14 protein-coding genes are annotated in these 17,920 nt (G+C 51.3%); 9 read left to right on the top strand and 5 right to left on the bottom strand.

Annotated elements, in window-relative coordinates; all coding sequences use genetic code 11:
* Positions 1–18: 18 nt before the first annotated feature.
* Genes folD through B4O97_RS03765 form a run of 6 tightly spaced genes read left to right on the top strand, consistent with a single transcriptional unit; the run spans position 19 to position 5,352 of the window.
* On the top strand, positions 19–894 hold the full coding sequence (folD, locus tag B4O97_RS03790; RefSeq protein ID WP_083048487.1) for a bifunctional methylenetetrahydrofolate dehydrogenase/methenyltetrahydrofolate cyclohydrolase FolD: 876 nt from the start codon (positions 19–21) through the stop codon (positions 892–894).
* Positions 891–1,580 (top strand): hypothetical protein, encoded by a 690-nt coding sequence (locus B4O97_RS03785; RefSeq protein WP_083048484.1) that lies wholly within the window; start codon positions 891–893, stop codon positions 1,578–1,580. The genes folD and B4O97_RS03785 overlap by 4 nt, the downstream gene beginning before the upstream one ends.
* Before the next feature lie 13 nt (positions 1,581–1,593).
* Complete coding sequence (locus B4O97_RS03780; RefSeq protein ID WP_083048483.1) at positions 1,594–2,847, top strand: IMP cyclohydrolase; 1,254 nt, start codon at positions 1,594–1,596, stop codon at positions 2,845–2,847.
* A gap of 17 nt (positions 2,848–2,864) precedes the next feature.
* Positions 2,865–4,169: a tRNA (N6-isopentenyl adenosine(37)-C2)-methylthiotransferase MiaB gene (gene miaB / locus B4O97_RS03775; RefSeq protein WP_083048480.1), complete on the top strand. Its 1,305-nt coding sequence runs from the start codon at positions 2,865–2,867 to the stop codon at positions 4,167–4,169.
* A gap of 28 nt (positions 4,170–4,197) precedes the next feature.
* Positions 4,198–4,542, top strand: coding sequence for a lipopolysaccharide assembly protein LapA domain-containing protein (locus tag B4O97_RS03770; RefSeq protein WP_158084139.1), 345 nt, complete (start codon positions 4,198–4,200; stop codon positions 4,540–4,542).
* Between the two features lie 18 nt (positions 4,543–4,560).
* The gene (locus B4O97_RS03765) at positions 4,561–5,352 is read left to right on the top strand and encodes an SPOR domain-containing protein (protein WP_083048475.1); all 792 of its coding nucleotides are present in this window, start codon (positions 4,561–4,563) and stop codon (positions 5,350–5,352) included.
* On the opposite strand, the gene B4O97_RS03760 is transcribed toward B4O97_RS03765, so the two are convergent.
* The 3 genes from B4O97_RS03760 to B4O97_RS03750 are packed head-to-tail and all read right to left on the bottom strand — an operon-like array spanning position 5,339 to position 9,388.
* Positions 5,339–6,910 (bottom strand): pallilysin-related adhesin, encoded by a 1,572-nt coding sequence (locus B4O97_RS03760; RefSeq protein ID WP_083048473.1) that lies wholly within the window; start codon positions 6,908–6,910, stop codon positions 5,339–5,341. The two genes, B4O97_RS03765 and B4O97_RS03760, sit on opposite strands and share 14 nt — an antisense overlap.
* Before the next feature lie 30 nt (positions 6,911–6,940).
* Positions 6,941–7,924: a DHH family phosphoesterase gene (locus B4O97_RS03755; protein WP_083048471.1), complete on the bottom strand. Its 984-nt coding sequence runs from the start codon at positions 7,922–7,924 to the stop codon at positions 6,941–6,943.
* Between the two features lie 15 nt (positions 7,925–7,939).
* Positions 7,940–9,388 (bottom strand): vWA domain-containing protein, encoded by a 1,449-nt coding sequence (locus B4O97_RS03750; protein WP_083048469.1) that lies wholly within the window; start codon positions 9,386–9,388, stop codon positions 7,940–7,942.
* A 150-nt stretch (positions 9,389–9,538) separates the two neighbouring features.
* On the opposite strand from B4O97_RS03750, the gene cfpA reads away from it, so the two are divergent.
* The 3 genes from cfpA (at position 9,539) to B4O97_RS03735 (ending at position 15,332) form a co-directional block, all read left to right on the top strand.
* A complete protein-coding gene (gene cfpA / locus B4O97_RS03745) occupies positions 9,539–11,581 on the top strand; it encodes a cytoplasmic filament protein CfpA (protein WP_083048467.1) in 2,043 nt (680 codons plus the stop codon).
* Between the two features lie 64 nt (positions 11,582–11,645).
* Positions 11,646–12,653: a hypothetical protein gene (locus B4O97_RS03740; protein ID WP_083048465.1), complete on the top strand. Its 1,008-nt coding sequence runs from the start codon at positions 11,646–11,648 to the stop codon at positions 12,651–12,653.
* A 24-nt stretch (positions 12,654–12,677) separates the two neighbouring features.
* Positions 12,678–15,332 carry a putative PEP-binding protein gene (locus B4O97_RS03735; RefSeq protein ID WP_083048463.1) on the top strand — a complete coding sequence of 885 codons (2,655 nt, stop codon included), beginning with the start codon at positions 12,678–12,680 and terminating at the stop codon, positions 15,330–15,332.
* Positions 15,333–15,404: 72 nt separating this feature from the next.
* On the opposite strand, the gene B4O97_RS03730 is transcribed toward B4O97_RS03735, so the two are convergent.
* Together B4O97_RS03730 and B4O97_RS03725 are read right to left on the bottom strand one after the other, a co-directional pair.
* Positions 15,405–15,950, bottom strand: a complete 546-nt coding sequence (locus B4O97_RS03730) for a hypothetical protein (protein ID WP_083048461.1) — start codon at positions 15,948–15,950, stop codon at positions 15,405–15,407.
* A 53-nt stretch (positions 15,951–16,003) separates the two neighbouring features.
* Complete coding sequence (locus tag B4O97_RS03725; RefSeq protein WP_083048459.1) at positions 16,004–17,890, bottom strand: tetratricopeptide repeat protein; 1,887 nt, start codon at positions 17,888–17,890, stop codon at positions 16,004–16,006.
* Positions 17,891–17,920: the final 30 nt, after the last annotated feature.

The raw sequence follows: 17,920 nt of genomic DNA, 5'->3' as shown, positions 1-17,920 counted from the left end.
TGTCTAAGGAGTCCTGACATGGCTAATTTGATCGACGGTAAAAAGATAGCTGCGAAGGTCCGGGAAGAGCTGAAGTCCCGTATCGATAAACTCAAAAAAAAGGGTATAACCCCGGGACTGGGAGTGGTGCTCGTGGGGGATGATCCCGCCAGTATATCCTATGTGACCGGCAAGGAGCGGGCATGCGCGGAACTCGGAATGTTCTCCAGGGAGACACGCCTGCCTGCAGAAATAACACAGGAGGAACTCCTCGCCCTTATCGCATCCATGAATGAGGATCCGCAACTGCACGGTATTCTGGTACAGTTGCCCCTGCCGCGGCATATCGATGAGCAGAAGATCATCATGGCCATTGATCCGAAGAAGGACGTGGACGGTTTTCATCCCGTTAATGCGGGAAAAATGCTTCTGGGACAGGATTGCTATCTGCCCTGTACGCCCAACGGGATTCTCAAACTTCTGGAGGAGTCCGGGGTCGAGACCGGAGGGGCCGAGGTCGTGGTCCTGGGACGAAGCAATATTGTAGGCAAGCCGGTGGCGAACCTGCTGTTTCGCAAGGCGAATCCCGGCAATTCCACAGTTACCATCTGCCACACCGCCACCAGAGACCTGAAGGCCCACACCCTGAGGGCGGATATCCTGATTGTAGCTGCAGGCCGGGCTCGAACCGTCACCGGGGATATGGTAAAAGAGGGGGCTGTGGTCATTGATGTGGGAGTAAACAGAATTCCCGACGACAGCAAAAAGCGGGGTTACCGTCTGGAGGGAGATGTTGATTTTTCCTCGGTCTCGGAAAAGGCTTCCCTTATTACTCCGGTTCCCGGCGGTGTCGGGCCCATGACGATTACCATGCTGCTCTTTAACACCGTGGCGGCAGCGGAGAAGTCCGTATGAATCTGAACTATGTAAGCAGGTCCGAAAACCTGGTGGCGGTACGGAATGTACTTGTCAGTACCGCGGATAAATCCGGACTGGATGAGTTTATTCCGTCCTTGCTGGAGATCAACCCGAATGTGAATTTTTTCAGCACCGGGGGAACCTTCAGCCTGCTCACTCAGATCCTTGGAGAACAGGCTGCATCCAGGCTGCACCGGGTTTCCGACTACACCGGTCAGCCGGAGATGCAGGGCGGACTGGTCAAGACCCTGGATTTCAAGATCTATCTGGGACTCTTGAGCGAGTCCTTCAATGAGGACCACGCACGGGACCTGGAGCGCACCGGGGGAATCAGGTTCGATATGACCATAGTCAACTTCTACCCTTTCAGGGAGACCATCGGCAGGGATGATGCGACCCTCGAAAACGCCCGGGCCAATATTGATATCGGCGGCCCCTGCATGCTCCGGGCATCGGCAAAAAACTTTCTCCGGGTGGCGGTGGTCTGTGATCCCCTGGATTACAGCGGGATTCTCAGCGAAGTCCGGACCAATCAGGGCTGTACCAACCTGGAACAGCGCTTCCGGCTGGCCCGGAAGGCCTTTCAGCATACAGCCGACTACGATATGACAATTGCTTCGTATCTTGAAAAGATTAATCCGAAGCAGGGACTCGATCTCTATTCAATCAGCGAAAGCCCCTAGGAAGGACAGCTACATGGCAAATCAGGCAAACAGAAAGCAGTACAGCAGGATCCTCGATGAGGATTTTCCCGGTGGGCTGACCATCACCCTGCACGATGACCGGGGACAGCAGCAGCTGGTCTACGAAAAGGTGCAGTGGACCATCGGGGATGAGACCCGCGGCCTTCGCTATGGAGAAAACCCGGACCAGCCTGCGGCCTTGTATCGGCTGGTAAACGGCAACCTGACCATCGGGGAGCTCAGCACCATTCAACCCGGACGCTACCTGGCCTCGGAGATTGAACTGCTTCAGAGCGGAAAGCATCCGGGCAAGACGAATATTACCGATGTGGATAACGCCCTGAATATTCTGCGCTACTTTACGGATACGCCCGCGGCGGTAATCGTAAAACACAATAATCCCTGTGGTGCCGCTGTGGACGGAACCCTGGAGTCAGCCTATCGTAAGGCCCTTATGGCTGACCGGATTGCCGCGTTCGGCGGCGCTGTGGTGGTAAACCGGTCGATGGACCTGGCGACAGCCGCTGCAATCTGTGAAAGCTACGGTGAAGTGGTGGCGGCGCCGGATTACGAAGAGGGTGTCATGGAACTCTTCGAAAAGAAAAAGAATTTACGGGTAATGCGGATCGGGAACATCTTCAGGCTGCAGCAGTACATCGGTGCCCGGGTACTGGATTTCAAGTCCCTGATGGATGGTGGAGTGGTGCTGCAGTGGTCCTTTGTGCCGAAGCAGCTTCGCCCGGATGAACTTCTTCCCGCGGAAAGCGAATACAAGGGGCAGCACTTTGCGGTTAAACGGAGCCCAACGGAGGCGGAAAAGGCGGACATGCTCTTCGGCTGGTATCTGGAATCGGGCATTACCAGCAATTCCGTCATCTATGTAAAAGACGGTGTCTCCGTTGGAATCGGCACGGGAGAACAGGACCGGGTAGGGGTGGCGGAGATCGCCCGCGACAAGGCTTACCGAAAACTGGAAGACCGTATCTGCTGGGAACGCCACAGAACCCCTTTCGCTCTTCTGGAGGATACTTCCGCCAGAGAGGCTATACGCGAAGAGGTGCGGGCGCTTAAGGGAGGCTTGAAAGGATCAGTCATGGTCTCCGACGCCTTCTTCCCCTTCCGGGACGGAGCCGAGGTGGGACTTAAGGAAGGCGTTTCAGCTATTATCCAGCCCGGAGGATCCCTGCGGGACTTTGAAACAATTGAGGCTGTCAATGAGTATGGTGCCAGCATGGTCTACACGGGACAGCGTTCTTTCAGGCATTAAAGGCATAATCAGACCATATGGGTAAATTTTTTCTGGAAACATACGGCTGTCAGATGAACGTGGCGGAATCCTTCTCCGTGGAACGGGAACTGACAAATCTGGGATGGCAGCAGGCGGAGAGTGAAACCGAGGCCGACCTGGTAATTCTGAATACCTGCGCGGTCAGGAATTCGGCGGAACAGCGGATTCATGGACGGATCGGTTATTATCAGCACCTGAAGCAGTCAAAACCCCTTTCTCTTGTTGTGATGGGCTGCATGACTGAAAGAATGAACAGCTCACTGCGCAAAAGCTTTCCCGCCGTGGATATGCTGGTCGGAACCTTCGGCAAGAGGGACTTCCTGAACTTCGTCAGCCGCACGGAGGACCTCCGGAAAGGCTTAAAGGATTTTTTTGGCGAAGAGGTATACGAGTTCCTCTCCGCTGAGGTTTCCCCCGGTGGTTTCAGCGCTTATGTGCCCATCATGCATGGCTGTAACAACTTCTGCACGTACTGCATAGTACCGTATGTCCGGGGTCGTGAGATCTCCAGAAAGGAAGACGAGATACTCGAGGAGGTTCGTCGACTCGATGCCCGGGGAGTCAGGGAAATTACCCTTATCGGGCAGAACGTCAACTCCTATCGCGGTGACAAGGGGGCCGATTTTCCGGCGCTTCTGCAAAAGCTGGAAGACGGAATGGAGTCCATACACTGGATACGCTTCATGAGCAGTCATCCCAAGGACCTGAGTGACCGTCTCATAAATGTGATTGCCCAATCCGACAGGATGTGCAGCCATATTCATCTGCCTGTTCAGCACGGGTCGAATCCTGTTCTCTCCAGAATGAACCGCGGATATACCCGGGAATACTACCTGTCCCTGGTGGAAAAACTGCGGAAAGCCGTCCCGGGCTGTTCCCTCTCCACAGACCTGCTGGTCGGCTTTCCCGGGGAAGGGGATGAGGATTTTACCGCCACACTGGAACTCCTTGACCGGGTGCGTTTTGACGATGCCTTTACCTACAAGTATAACTCCCGGGAGGGTACTGCAGCAGCGTCATATGAAGATCAGGTCCCGGAGCAGAAAAAGAATGAACGCCTGAGCATGCTGATTGACTTCCAGCGTAAAATCACCGAGGATAATAAAAAGAAGCGTATCGGCAAGACCGTGAAAGTTCTTGTCGAAGGGGTCTCGAAGAAGAACCCCCATGAGCTGCTGGGGCGGACCGAACGGAACGAGATGGTGGTTTTTCCCGCCGCCGGCATAAATATCGGAGATTTCATAGAAGTACGGCTGGATGCCCTGGCAGGGGTTACCTTCCGCGCCACCCGGCAGTTCTGACAGCAAAAGAACCTTAAGGAGGTTACAGATGCCCTGGAGATTAATATTTGTTGTTATTTTAATGGGGATTGTTCTCTTTTTTGTAGGATTCAATATAGAAAACCGGGCGGATGTATCCTTTGGTTTTCATACTTTTCCCCAGGTACCGATTTTCATAAGCCTGTTTGTAGCCTTCCTTGCCGGAGTTCTTGTAATGCTGCCTTTCACCTTCGGTTTTCGCCATAAACGAAAAATTAAAAACAAGCTGAATCAGGAAAAGAAAGCCAAAAAAGAGAAGCTTGCCAAAGCGGATGGAAAGAAAAACAGGGACCCCGCCGCAGCTTTACCGGCGACAGAGGAATCCGCTGCCGGGTCAGAGACGACAAAAGGATAGGCCTTCAGGCGCAGGTCCATGCGATATTTCTGCCTGGTATGCACATGCATTATTCTTTCCGGCGCTGTTCTGCAGGCGGAGGAGGACCTTTCTGCTCTTGATGCCATTGCAGAAATCAGCGATGAAGAGGAGCAGGAAGCAGCACTCAGGAAACGTCTTGCAGAAATATCGAGCCTGGACGGCAGACTGATTTTTCTAGAAGAAGCTGTGCAGTATGAGCCTCTTAAAAAGACCGCCGATACCGTTCGGCTTGAACTTCTGCTTTTAAGCGGAAGAACCGACGAGGCCGAAACTCTGCTGGCGGAATCCGGTAACCTGCAATCTGAACTCGGAATACGGCTTGCCATCAATCACGGTAAAATTCCGCTCTCCACAGACAGTAAGGGATCGCTGATTCCCGGTCTGAATATAGACAGCCTGGAAGAACTGGCAGGAAATAATCCCGGCAGTCCTGAATATTATGCCGCCCGGAGGGGAATGATATTTTCTGCAGCCTTTCTCCTCTCTCCCAGGGATGGAGCGTATGAGGCACCGGCATCTGTCGAACAGAACGAAGGCGTACCTTCAGGGGAGACACAGGATTCTGAAAATATCAGTATTCAGGTAGGGGCTTTTTCCCGGGAAGAGAATGCCGCAGCCCACATCGAATACCTTGCGGGAAAAGGAATCAGGGCAGAAATACTTGAGAGGAAACGACAGGATGGAGCAACCGTGTACAAGACGGTTATTTCCGGAATCCCCCAGTCGTCAGCCCAGCGCGAATTGATCAGACTGAAAGAAAAGGGGATTGAGGGATTTATTCTTCATTGACGGCGTTGGTGTCAGACTCTCCCTCCGCCTCATCCTGGGCGGTATCGATGGTCTCGATCTGTTCATACTGGATAAAGCCCTCGTCATCGGGGACAAAACCCCGAACCCCGACCCTGCCTGGAATAAGATACAGGGTTCGGATTATCTCCTGTTCCCGCTGTTCTTCCAGGTAATCAAGCTTATATACCCGTCTCTCCTCAATAAGACCGGCATCGCTCAGAAAAACCAGTTCCAGAATCAGGTTGCGGTTATAGCCCGCCCCGGAGTAATACAGCGCATAGCCTCCGTTTCGTTCACCCCCGTCATCCCGGTACTGAAAACGGGGTTCATCGAATACTACGGAGACCCCTGACTCGTTGGTAAATACCCCGGAAAGGTGAAAGGGAAGTTCCTGACTTGTCCTGCTCTCGGGGAAGAATATGGACTGCACATCGCCGCTGATCCTCTGATACTCTCCGCTCCAGGTGTCATTGATATCGCTGGTCCAGATATGAATGTTATGGATGTCCCTTACGGTGATCGACAGTTGTTTGCGGATATAGCGGATCAGGTCATTGGCCCCGATTATATAGAGCTGATTGTAGTTGGTCCGGTTGGAGGCCTGCCAGATATACTCTTCCTGAACATCCCCTGAATAGTTTGCAAAAAACCTGCTCTCCGGCTGAAAGTACAGAACCGAATGACTGACTCTGCCGGAAGCGTCCTGGCTTGTTTTCAGCCAGGGGCCCTGAAGAAATGCCTCGAAATCGTTTTCGTTGGAACGGAACAGGCGGTTCAGCCGTTCGTCCTCGATCCTTTCACCCTGAACCTGTTCCCTCATTACCTGGGCGTAGGAGTTCTCCTGGTAGCGCCAGTAGTAGCTCGTCTTAATCAAATCGCTCAGATTGTCCGAGTTTTGATCCTGCTCATAGCTTACTATGGGAAAACTCTTTCCGTTTTTCTGCCCGTTGTAATAGGCCTGTTCACGTTCGATCTGGACTATCTCGATGGAACCGCGAACCGAAAGGGAGGATATGGAGGAGAAATGAAGCCCGAAACCGCTGGGACTTATCTCCTTTCTGAAAACCCTGAGCAGCTGGTTCCCGTTTTCCGGATTCGTACCGGTGCAGACTATCTCGGGAACATGGTCCCCCACAAGATCGATGAAGCTCATGGAAAAACTCATGGCATTTGAAATATCGACTCCGGATTCCCAGGCGGGAAAATAGCTGTCCTGAATCGCATCGTAGTCAGCTACAAGCAGCCGGATCGGGGCACCGGACAGATCCTTTTCCCGGTAAGCAATTATCTGCTCCTCTATCTGGTCTATATCGAGGTTTTCATTGACAATCTGGATGATCTCGCTGTTCGAAGGCAGGTCGATCTTCGGCTGAACTTCGTCTTCCTGGAGAGACCCTTCGAACTCCATGGACAGATTTTCTCCGGCAGAACCTCCCCCCGAGGGGGTCACAATTACAGGCTCGGCGGATACCTCCGCGGGCACGGGATCCCGGCGGCAGGAAATTGCAGCAATACATATAAAAATACAGAGGCCGAAGAGGGCGAGTCGTTTCTTCATACAGGCAGGATTGTACCGTAAAACCGGGGCTCAGACAATTGTCCCCGGAAAATACCCGGCAAGATCCTGGAGCACCATTTTCTGAATCTGATCCAGGGGAAATGGAGATTTGAAGCCGGCGGCGGTACGATGGCCTCCTCCGCCGTATTTCTGGGCGATATCCGAGACATTGATATTCCCTTTCGACCGCAGAGAGCAGCGGAGCAGCCCCTCCGTGTTCTCTTTGAAAAAGAGGCTTACCCGGATTCTTTCAGAGTGCAGGGGGATATTGATCAGGGTGTCGGCTTCTTCGTAGAGGGCTCCGGCTTCGTCTATGCACTCCTTCCGCATGGTCAGAACAGCTACCTGCTCATTGTAATAAAGCTCCAGACTGGAGAGGACTCTGGCATGCAGTTTAAGGGAGGATACGGAATTACTCTCGTATATGGCGGTGTACAGATTGTAAGGGCCGGCCCCGGCTTGTACCAGCTTTTCCGCTGCACTGAAGGTAAAGGCTGTGGTCTTGGGGTACACAAAACAACCCGTGTCATAGATTATACCCGTGTACAGGGCTATTGCCATCTCTCTGGATACGATGATCCCGAGTTCCGAAAAAATCTTGAAGAGTATTTCGCAGGTGGACGAGGCAGAGGCTTCAATTACGCGACCGCTGCTGATGTCTTCTCCGCTTTCATGGTGATCTATAATGAAGTACTCGACGACATGGGGAAGCAGTTTTTCTGCAACATCTCCGATATTATGAATATCGTTGGTATCCAGAATGATGAGGACACCCCCCGGATCCGGCGCGGCTTTCATTGAATGGATGAGTTCCACCGTATCCGGTTTACAGAGGTAGCGGTATTTATCCGGTGCCGGATCTGCATTGATGATCCTGACCTTCTTTCCCAGGGAAAGGAGGGCATGATACAGGGCAACTTCAGCGCCGATTGCATCTCCATCGGGAGTCTCGTGGCAGGTAAGGAAAAAATTCGTGTAGGTATCGATGAGCCGCTTGAACTGCGAAAAAGCCATAGTGCCCGTTTGTACCTACTTTCTTCTTACAAAGGTCAGACCCTTGTATTTACCGTAGCGGTCCTTTATCTTCATCGGCTTTCCCAGGACATTGCCCCTCAGAGCCCCGCCGAGAAAAAGGTCATCCTTATCGGTGCTTATGATCAGCTCATCCCCCTCGCTGTGAAGGGTTGCCAGTACTTCTCCCGTTTTGTGGAGTCCCACATCGATGCCGCTGATTCCCTCGGAGATAAAGAGCTGTTCCTTTGCCGGCAGGCTGATGAATTTCTTCTTATCCGAATCATCCCAGTCTATTTCGAGTTCCAGTTTGCGGCCGCCTGAAAAAACTCCCTTGCTGATCAACAGGACCAGCAGGGCAATAAGAATCAGGACAAGAAGGGCGGCAGTAAGGTAGGGCCAGTAACGGGTCATGAATCCCGGTGCCGCAACATCAGCCGTGAAAATTGCCGGGGTAAAGACAGTTCCGCCGGCGAAATCGGCTCGTATTTCCACTTCCGTGGATGAAAGTCCTGCAGCGGCATCCACGGAAAGGGGGATTTCATACTCCTCTTCACTCTCCGGCTGCACCGTCAGGCGGACATTCCTGGCCCCGGAATATTCTCTTCCGTCTATGCCCAGGTACAGGGTACTGATTCGGATTGTCTGCTCATTTTTGTAGCCGCTGCTTTTCAGGGATAGTACGAGGCTGCTTTTTCCCTCTTCGCTGAAGGCTCCGATTCGCGGCCTGCCGCTTATGCTTACTATCGACAGCAGATCTTCGGTACTTTCCGTCAGCTGCTCTGTCAGGTGTTTAACCTCGGTTTCCGATGGCGCTTCCCCTTCGGCGGTACCGGTTTCGACCTCCGTGTAGGTTCCACTCAGGGTTTCGGCAAGTTCCCTGGCTGCGCTTCCCGAACCGATTCCCAGAATATGTATCTTCCATCCCTGTTTCTGTATTATCTTGCTGTTTTCCAGAAACTGGTGATTGAAGCTTCCGTCCGGAGAGTAATACTGACTCTCCGGTGGAGCTTCCTGTATACCGTCGGTGATCAGCAGCATATATCGCCGCCGGTCCCGTTCATCGTATCGCTTAAGCGTGTTCTGAAGGGTATCCAGGGCGTTGCCGATATCGGTAAACCGACCGTCCGCCAGTATGCTCCGCATTTCCTCTGTAAGGGATTCCCGATTATCCCGGCCTACCTCTTCTGCCAGCAGGAGTTCCGCTGTTCCGTAGAACTGGATAACGAGGAAAAAATCCCCGGGAATCAGGGTTTTCTCGATGAGTTCGTCAACAACATATTCTTTAACCGAATCTATCTCCTCCACCATGGACAGGGATTTATCAAGCACAAGAAAGACGTCAATATTCTCGTCCCGTTGATCCGCCGTGGCCGCATTAAGCAAAAGAACTGCAAGCGTTATAATAAGGATGGTTTTTTTGGAGATATTAGAAATAAGAGGATCATATATTTCTGTGATTTTCATGATACACCACACCTTACTCTCTTTTTTTCAATACTATCACGCGCTGAATCTTAAACATAGCGAAAAAAAACAAAAAAAAAAAAAACGTGCTTGATATTTCCGATAGCATGTTGATAATCTTATAGAGAACAATGATGTAAGGAGAGTCCCATGGGAAGCATAGATCTACCTAAAAGTCCGATGGTGTTTCACCCGGAAAAGAGAAGCGCGGTGGGTTCACGAAACTCTCTCGCCCAGGAAAGCCGGGATCAACAGGCCGAAGTAGACCGACTTCTCGAGGAAGAAGTCGATAAGGTTATCAACCACGTAACCTCGAAACTGCCGAAAGAGGTTCTGGAACGGCTCGATGTAATGGGCGGGCTGAAGGAAAAGGTTTACAACTACTTCAACCAGAACTACCAGAATATGTTTAACCGTTATATCGTCACCACCGAAGACGAAATGGTTAAAAAGGTCAGGAATTTCATCGACCGGGAGGAGATGAAGGTTCTTACCCGCTACACGCCGAAGGAGATTGCAGCCCTCCTTGACGAAGTGGGAGGTACCGACAGGTTCAATACCGGAGAAATCGAGAAATCCATCGTCAATATGTACGGACACCTGCAGGGCCACGTCCAGCGGGGTGTCAACGACCTGGAAAACCTGACCAACTCACTGCTGCGTCAGAAGACCGATGTGGGTGCGTTCATTCGGGGTGAAAACGCTTATTCCGTTGTCAAATGTGCCTTCAAGGACAACATTTACAAACCGAAGACCGTTTCGGACGTCAAACTGTCCGTCAATATCCTCGATTCTGAACTCATCAGCCCGATTTTTCACTACCAGGTAACTGTTGAATACCTGATCAAGGATCTGATTTCCAAGCATATTATGGACAATATCGACAAGGAAATCGAGCAGATCAAGGATCAGCGTATCGATGAAGGTCTGGATGAACTGAATGATTCCGAGATCATCTTCGAAAAAATGAAGCGGGTGGAGAATCACACATCCGACGACAAGGAAAACCCCAAGTCGAACCGGTACCGCTATTTCGCGAAGAGTCTGATGGAAAGGATCGAAGGTCTTCGCGCAGAGATCGATCCCGAATCCTTTGACCAGCTGAATATCCGGGAAAACCTGAAAGAGATCATCGACATCGAGAACATACGGAACCGCGGTTACAATACTGCCATCAACTCGATTACCTCTATCCTCGATACCTCCAAGATGGGGTATCAGTATATCGAGAACCTCAAGAATACCCGGGAGCTGATCATCCGGGAGTACGAAGATACCGACGCCAACAACCTGCCCGACGAACGGTATCAGATCAAGATGAAGTATTACGACAATGCTCAGCTCATCGAAGAGCGTAAAGCCTACGATGTTATGATCAAATCCCTGGAGGTCGAGGTTCAGCACATCTGGGACGTTCTGGATATGGTCTATGAAGACACCAAATTCTGGAAACGTATCTCCGATTTCAATGATCTTGCTGCGATTTACAAGAACAAGATCCGCAAGAAAATCAAGGCGAAGACCGGCGATCCCGTCTACGAAGATATCGAAAAGAGCTGGGACGAGATCTCCTTCGTACAGCCTGCGGAGACCCAGGTTGAGAAGATGAACCGGACCTATATCTTCGAGAAGGACAAGATCAAGAACCGGCTGATCCTGATGAAGCAGAAGCTTCAGGATATGTACGGATTCCGGTATCCCGTGCAGCGTCGGGTCATGGAAGACCGTCTGCAGTTCCTGGAACGGGAATTCAACAAGTTTGACTACATGATCAACCCTTACCATATTCAGCCCGGTCTGCTGCTTGATGTTGACATCACCTCCATCAAGCGGAAGAAGGCTACCCTGGATGGCATGGCCAACGTTCTGAATGAATTCCTCCATGGTGTGTCCAAGGGATTCCAGGATGCCGCGTTTGCCGCGTTCTCCCGCAGAAGATCCACGGTACGGGAAGATATTGACATGCATTTCTCCTCTTCAGCTGAAGAAGAAGCTGCAGAAGCCGGGGGCGGTATGGCGTATCTCGATATGCTGAATACGGATACTGAGCCAGCCTCGACTCCGGAGTCTTCCGCCAAGCCCAAGAGCAAGGCCAAGTCCAAAGGTGTTGTGGACGCTCCCGCGAAGAAAAAGAGCAGGCGAGGACGCCCTCGAAAAAGTAAATCCAAAGATTCCGGACTAACCACTATCTAAGCGGTTTGTTGTACCCCCTCCTCGTGAGGGGGTCTCTTTTTTCAACTGCGCGAGAGGACAAAAGATGGGAACATTACCCTACGCTTACGAACATTTCTTTACCCGGGAGGGGTTCAATTCTTCCCTGGGACATTTTCAGGCCGTCGCCAATATAATTCCGGAAATTCAACAGAAGAACAATCTTGCCGATCAGTTGAATCAGATGCTCGGTGAAAATACTCTGAATCAGAATCAGCTGGGCCCGATTGTTTATGCTCTGCTGGTGGACAAATACGCCTATGCCTGTGATTCATGCAATCTGAAGGATACTGTGGAAGCTTTTGACGAGATCCATGAAGCTGTCGCCGGATGGAACGCCGTGGATCTGGTTATGACCTATATCCATCCCGAGCTTGGCTATCTGATTGTAAACCCGAAAAACCGTTCCCACTGGGACTCCGTTGGAACCCTAAGAAAGAACGAGATTGTAACAATATATGCCGGCGGGATGGACAGGGGAGTCGATCAGCAGACGGCGGACAAAGCCGTCGAGACATTCATTAAATACCTGAATGGTTCTCCGGGTAAGCCCCCGGCACTGCTGACAAAGGGATCCTTCAAGTATTCTCCGCCTAAAGAAATCAAGGAACCGAAAAAGCCCGCTGTACGAAAAAAGAAAACCAGTACAGCCAGAAAACCGACAGGTCAGAAAGACACTGCCGCGACGGCACCAACCCCCGCCAGAGAAAGCGGAGGCGGTAAAAAGCGCATGACGCCTTTCTACTCTGTCCCCGTCAGTAATGAGCTCTTTCACAATGGTAATGTTGAGGCCTGGAAACGGATTATTCAGAGTTATCAGGCGAAACATCCTGGTCTCGAGGTATATATATTCTATGAAGGCGAGAGAATTCACGATATAGCCGCCCTTTTCAAATGGGGAAAGGTCAAACACGGTAGCACCATCGTTTTCGCTGTTGCTGGAGAAGATATCAAGGATGTGGCGAAACTGCAGCGTTACCTTCGCCAGGGAGCAAGTCCCCGGTTCGAAGATTTTCTGCGGTTCCCGGTAAATACCGTGCTGAATCTGTTCTAATAATGAGCTGAAAGGGGAGAACCTATGGCTGCCAACAAAAATATCCACTATTTTAGTCGAAATATACGACCGAAGAATGAGCAGGTAATGGAAAAATCCGGACTGCGGGGAAAGCAGGCCCTTGAGTTTGCATCCCTGGACCTTCCCATTCTGCCTGGTTTTATTATTGATGCCGAAATTGCCGCCCATCTGGAAGATTTCGATTTTAAAAAAGAGGCGGGTATCCATCTCAAGAAATTTGAGGATGTGGTAAAAAAGCGTTTTGATGATCCAGATAATCCTCTTCTTCTGAAGATTGTAATAAGTCCGAACCTGGCGATTGTTCATTATCCGACGCTGCATAATTTTGGTTTAACCGATGATACCATTCCGGGATTCTGCGGATTCGTGGGGGAGACCTTCGGATACCATGAAGTTCTTTTTATGCTGCATGGTTTTCTGGAGATCGAACTGAAAATCGCCGAACTGGAAAAAAAGGAAAAGCAGCGCCAGGAACTCAACAGGGCAATCGGGGAGTTGAAAAAGATTCTGGAAGGAGATGCCGGAGCAAAAGAGCTAAAAGCAGCATTTGCCAAATTCCGGGGACTGCTGCCCAGGGAGTTTTTTACTTCAGCCTTTTCCCAGATGCAGACGGCACTTCAGCGAATCAGTCTGATGCTGAAACTGGACGATCTCGATGATGAGGATGCAGCAATTATGGTGCAGCCCATGGTCTACGGTAATTATGGTAAGGACAGCTCCTCGGGCAGTTTCTATACCCGGGATATCGTCAGCGGTGAAGATCTGCTGCAGGGCTGGTACAATCAGAACGAGTTCGACACCATCGATATTGAAGGAAAGGACATTAACGAGATAGGCAGCGGCTTTCTCAAAGATCTGAAAAAGATCGCCAAAACTGTTGAGGATCATTTTAAAGAGATCCGCTTCATTCGCTTTACAATAGAAAACAAGCAGGTTTGGCTTATCGAGCAGCGCCCTGTGATGACAAAATCGACTCAGGCGGATCTGAAAACCCTGCTCGACCTGCACAATCGCAGGATTGTGGATCAGGAATATCTGATAAAGGGTATAAAACCCGCTCAGTTGAATGAGATCCTTCACCCTGTGGTGGATATCAAATCCATCAAGGATTTTGAAGAGATCAGCGGAGGAATCTCCGGTGCCCCCGGTGCGGCTGTGGGCAGGGTCTATTTTACAACCGAGGGACTACTGGAAGCCTATAAGACCGCTCAGCTGGAAGGCATGGATACAAAGTTTATTCTGTGCATGCCGGCGACCTTCGCCGAGGATGTCAAGGCCATCGAAGTCGCTACGGGTGTACTTTCCAGTGAGGGAGGGTATTCGGCCCACGCTTCGGTTGTTGCCCGGCAGTACGGAAAGGTCTCCCTGGTAAAGCCGGAAATGCGTATTACCGGAAAAAAGGCCGTGATCGATAAGGTAACGGTAAAAGAGGGGGACTATATAACCATGAATGTTCCCCATTACGGGGACCCCCAGATCTTTATTGGAAAGGCATCCCTCATCGAACCCTCTCCCGAGGGTTCGGGTCTGCTGGAGTATATCGATATAGTCAAGAACTTCACGAAGGACTTTCACGTCCGGGTCAATGCCGATAATCCCCATGACGCCGAACTGGCTGTCCGCTTCGGCGCCCAGGGAATCGGACTCTGCCGGACGGAACACATGTTCTTTGATGAGAAGCGCATTAACGTTTTCCGTGAGCTGATCATTTCGGATAATACATCCGACAGGGAAGGGGCCCTTAAGAAGCTTAAAAAGATGCAGGTTCAGGATTTTTCCGGCATCTTCCGTGCCATGGACGGTAAGGAGGTTACGATCCGTCTTCTGGATGCTCCTCTCCACGAGTTTCTGCCCCACAATGATGCCGAGATGGGATACTTTCTGGAATACATAAAGGGACAGAAGAAATATCAGGACCTGAGTCAGAAGGAGATCAGATACCGCTGCGATTCCCTGCGGGAATTTAATCCCATGCTGGGGCATCGGGGCTGTCGTATCGCCGTATCATATCCTGAGATTTACCGTATGCAGATCGAAGCTATCTTTGAGGCCGCCTATGCCCTGCGGGACGAAAAGATCAAGGTGCTGCCGGAGATCATGATCCCCCTCATAATGAATGCCGATGAACTGAAACTCATTGTGTACGGCAAAAAGATCGAGGGAGATACCTATGAAGGTCTGACATCCGTGGCAGAGGCCATACGGAAAGAGAAGGGCGGTAAAGAGCTGCCGTACAAGATCGGTACCATGATTGAGCTGCCTGCAGCGGCTCTGAGCGCCGGAGAGATTGCCCGTTATGCCGAGTTTTTCTCCTTTGGTACAAACGATCTCACCCAGACTTCCCTTGGTCTCTCCAGGGATGATTTCAACTCCTTTATGCCCGACTATACACAGTTCGACATACTGAACGGGAATCCTTTTCAGCAGCTGGACAAAAACGTAAAGGAACTGATTCAGACTGCAGTCCGACGGGGTCTCATGACCCGGCCCGGACTGAGCAAGGGTATCTGCGGCGAACACGGTGCGGTACCTGAGAATATCAGTTTCTGCATGGAGGCCGGACTGGATTATGTATCGTGTTCCGTTTATTCCGTACCCATTGCCATGCTTGCAGTAGCTCAGCTGGAACTGGAACGCCAGGAAGCCGCTGCGGGCTGAAAATTCACTAGGAAGCAAAAAAGCTGCCGTGAAACGGCAGCTTTTTTATTGGTCTATTAATGAAGAGCCTGACTAAAAAATGGAGAACCTTTTGATGCCCTCCACAATGTAAGCGGCGGCCTTTTTCGCATCGGACTTCGGTACCCCCGCCTCTTTGTTTATGGTCTCGGTAAAAAAGTACTCCATGGTATTGAGAACGTCAGGGGTATTGAAAATCAGCAGGGAAAAGTTTATTCCCGTGGGCCTGAGTATGGTAAAGGACGAATAGGTCATTGTGGGGATCTTGCTGACCATTACCTTGGTCTGGTTCTTTGCGGTAAAAATCTCAAGTTCATTAAAGCGGTGGGGAATCTGGTAGGCCATTTTGCGGACATAAGGTTCCACATGCTTTTCAGGGTAGTTTGTAGGTTCAACCAGGACAAACAGCTTGTTGCCGTCGGTCTGGAAGGTGAGTCCTTCTTCGGAGAGGTAGATATTCTTCACCCCGTTGTAGGCGACAACCTCATACTTTGAATATGCCGAATTCTGGTCGAAGAATGAAGATACAATATAACCCCCGTCTCTGGGGAGTTTGTCTTCAGCGTATGCCTGGAAGAGATCTAAAGCTTTCGTCGCCATCTTTTCCTCCTTGTGTCAGTATAAATATGGCCGGGAAAATATCAAGCTGATTTTTATAATTCTTTCAGCTCCTGCGCTTTTTTGATGAATTTATCCGCAAAAGAGCTCAATCCCCGGTCTTTATATATTTTACCGATATTATGGTAAGGCCGCCAATCCCGGGGATCGAGTTCCATTGCTGATCTGAAGGCCGTCATGGCGGCTTCCGTATCACCTTCCTTGTGAAGAAGCACACCATGAATCAGTTTCAGGGAGGAACTGGGCTTTTTCAGGTATGACAGGGCGCCTTCAAGCAGCTGGATCGCCTGCTTGCGTCGTCTGCACTTGTCAAGGGAAAAGAGCAGGGACCGGAGGAATACCTCATTTTCCGGCTCTTCCCTCAGAAGCTCCCGATAAATGATTGCCGCGTCCCGATAACGTCTGGTCTTTCTATAGCAGATGGCAAGAAGCCGCTGCAGACGGACATCAAGATTGCCGGTTCCAAGAAGGAATTCCGCCTCCTGGGCAGCCTGTGCATAGTGCTGATCAGTGTATAGCAGGTCAATGAGCTGTACCCGCAGCTCACGATTGTCGGGTTCCCGGTCGAGGATTTCCCTGTACAGGGCAATCAGTTCCCCGGTGTCGCCGGAATTCTGGAAACATGTAATCAGACCCTCCATGGCGGGGGTGTGGTTTTCGTTGAGGATCAAAGCCTTCCGGTACCATTTTACCGCCAGGTCTGTATGTCCTGCCCGTATATACTGGTCAGCCAGCGCGCAGAGAATGTACGGATCAGGGCCGCTCCTCCGCACCTCTTCTCTGACCTCATCCAGAAGTTCCCCGGCTGGATAGTCAAGACGGCAGCGGCTCAAGGTAATGTAGTATCCGGCGAGATCGCCGTACTGGCTGTTTCCGACAAGTCCCTCAAGACGGCTGATTACCTGGGTCCAGTTACCTCGCTGCCAGGCTATCATGGCAAGGCCCATGCGGGCTTCGCCTGAGCCGGGGTTGCCCTTGAGGACCTGATTGAAATGGTTTTCCGCCAGATCAAGATTTCCTGTGTTACGGTAGGCCTCCCCGACAAGGAGATGCATGTCAGCATCCCGGCGAATCTTCAGAGATCGGCAGCCGTGAAAAACGGCTTTGCGGAAATCCTGGTTCTGAAAGTTCTTTACCGCCAGCAGGGGCTCCACGTTCTCCTGTCCCAGGCTGAAGCCTTCTCCCTCGGGGAGAATGTGCCGGATTTCCCGCAGGATATCCCGTGCCTCGTCGACCCTGCCGCAGGAGAAAAGAGAGTCTGCCAGCTGCAGCCTGATAAGTTCGTCGTTCTGCTCAAGTTCGGCCGCTTTTCGGTAGTATTCCACAGCTCTGGCATGCTCTCCCTGTTCACGAAGAATTTTGGCAAGATAGAGGTAAACGGTTACCGAATTCAGGTCCAGACCTTCCAGGAACTCAAGGACCTGCCCGGCGGTCTCCAGGTCTTCGGCATTGAATCGGCGCAAGCCGTAAATCAGAAGCGCGTTCAGGTATCCCACGTAGAGTCTACGGTTGTCAGGGGCTTTTTCAACAGCCTGGCCCAGGTAGTGTACCGCTTCTTCAAACCTCCTGGCCCTGAGATAGGCCATACCAAGAAGAATGAGGGGTTTGATGTTGGAGGAATGGCGGCTTGCCCGCTTGAGAAGGGGAATTGCCCGGGAGCTGGCCCCCGCTGCAAGATATGCCCGGCCAAGAAAGAAGTCTCCGGCGGAGGATCGGGGTTTCTTACGGCGGTAATAGGAGAGAAATATGACCGCCTTGTTGTAATCCTTCAGGGCATGATAGCTCCTGCCGAGGTACAGATAGGCATCGGGAAGGCCCTCGAATTCGGTCACTATTCTTGTAAGGAGGCGGATGGATTCACTGTAATCCCGCCGTTTCCCAGCCTCAACAGCTTTTCGAAGCAGCTCCTCATATTTTTGCATGCCTCCATTGTACTCAGAAACCGCGCTGAT

The sequence above is a fragment of the Marispirochaeta aestuarii genome (assembly GCF_002087085.1).
GTDB classification, from domain to species: domain Bacteria; phylum Spirochaetota; class Spirochaetia; order JC444; family Marispirochaetaceae; genus Marispirochaeta; species Marispirochaeta aestuarii.
Note: the sequence above shows the minus strand (reverse complement) of the source record. Positions and strands in the feature narration are given on the sequence as shown.

Excerpts from the sequence above, each read along its gene's own strand:
- folD (WP_083048487.1), top strand. The coding sequence starts at position 19 with ATGGCTAATTTGATCGACGGTAAAAAGATAGCTGCGAAGGTCCGGGAA.
- B4O97_RS03785 (WP_083048484.1), top strand. The coding sequence starts at position 891 with ATGAATCTGAACTATGTAAGCAGGTCCGAAAACCTGGTGGCGGTACGG.
- B4O97_RS03780 (WP_083048483.1), top strand. The coding sequence starts at position 1,594 with ATGGCAAATCAGGCAAACAGAAAGCAGTACAGCAGGATCCTCGATGAG.
- miaB (WP_083048480.1), top strand. The coding sequence starts at position 2,865 with ATGGGTAAATTTTTTCTGGAAACATACGGCTGTCAGATGAACGTGGCG.
- B4O97_RS03770 (WP_158084139.1), top strand. The coding sequence starts at position 4,198 with ATGCCCTGGAGATTAATATTTGTTGTTATTTTAATGGGGATTGTTCTC.
- B4O97_RS03765 (WP_083048475.1), top strand. The coding sequence starts at position 4,561 with ATGCGATATTTCTGCCTGGTATGCACATGCATTATTCTTTCCGGCGCT.
- B4O97_RS03760 (WP_083048473.1), bottom strand. The coding sequence starts at position 6,910 with ATGAAGAAACGACTCGCCCTCTTCGGCCTCTGTATTTTTATATGTATT.
- B4O97_RS03755 (WP_083048471.1), bottom strand. The coding sequence starts at position 7,924 with ATGGCTTTTTCGCAGTTCAAGCGGCTCATCGATACCTACACGAATTTT.
- B4O97_RS03750 (WP_083048469.1), bottom strand. The coding sequence starts at position 9,388 with ATGAAAATCACAGAAATATATGATCCTCTTATTTCTAATATCTCCAAA.
- cfpA (WP_083048467.1), top strand. The coding sequence starts at position 9,539 with ATGGGAAGCATAGATCTACCTAAAAGTCCGATGGTGTTTCACCCGGAA.
- B4O97_RS03740 (WP_083048465.1), top strand. The coding sequence starts at position 11,646 with ATGGGAACATTACCCTACGCTTACGAACATTTCTTTACCCGGGAGGGG.
- B4O97_RS03735 (WP_083048463.1), top strand. The coding sequence starts at position 12,678 with ATGGCTGCCAACAAAAATATCCACTATTTTAGTCGAAATATACGACCG.
- B4O97_RS03730 (WP_083048461.1), bottom strand. The coding sequence starts at position 15,950 with ATGGCGACGAAAGCTTTAGATCTCTTCCAGGCATACGCTGAAGACAAA.
- B4O97_RS03725 (WP_083048459.1), bottom strand. The coding sequence starts at position 17,890 with ATGCAAAAATATGAGGAGCTGCTTCGAAAAGCTGTTGAGGCTGGGAAA.